This is a genomic window from Rhizobium sp. SEMIA 4085 (assembly GCF_013004495.1).
Lineage (GTDB): Bacteria > Pseudomonadota > Alphaproteobacteria > Rhizobiales > Rhizobiaceae > Rhizobium > Rhizobium gallicum.
Window position 1 is genome coordinate 1 of sequence record NZ_JABEPH010000712.1, and the last position, 591, is coordinate 591.

Genomic DNA, 591 nt, shown 5'->3' on the forward strand with positions numbered 1-591 from the left:
AGATAAACCGGCCGCAAATCAAGCTGTCCGTTCCGCTCAATCAAAATAACGCGGGGTGGAGCAGCCCGGTAGCTCGTCAGGCTCATAACCTGAAGGCCGCAGGTTCAAATCCTGCCCCCGCAACCAACGATTATAACAAACTCAATGGGCTCCGAGGAAACTCGGAGCCCTTTTTGCGTTCCAAATCCCCTCACACACGGACTTGCACAAAACTGGGGGGTGACCGTTCCTTGATGTCGTGATTCCCTGTTCCCATATCGAAAACGGAAAACAAGCAGGGGCCAGCACCGGGACATTACCGTTGTCGAAGACGCCGATAGCCGCCAGCGGATATCAGAAATTGAAGTGCGCGGGAAGCGCGGTATTGGCTGGTGCAAGTCCATGCCGGGTGCGGTGAAGCCTTATGAGCGCCTGCGCGATCGGTTGAAGCCAGTGCGGGGATATGGCAAATCGGAAGACGGAGAGTAAGCGGTGAATCTATCCCATCTGGCGAAGGCACTTTGGTGGATTTATTGATACTGCTGAATGAATGAACTCGGGCGTGAACTTCTATGTCTGCTCCTATGTCTGAACATAGAACTTTCCATATGA

1 tRNA gene is annotated in these 591 nt (G+C 53.1%); it reads left to right on the top strand.

The features are described from left to right. The first annotated feature begins 49 nt into the window (after positions 1-49). A tRNA-Met gene (locus C9413_RS32565) sits at positions 50-126 on the top strand. The last annotated feature ends 465 nt before the right edge of the window (positions 127-591 follow it).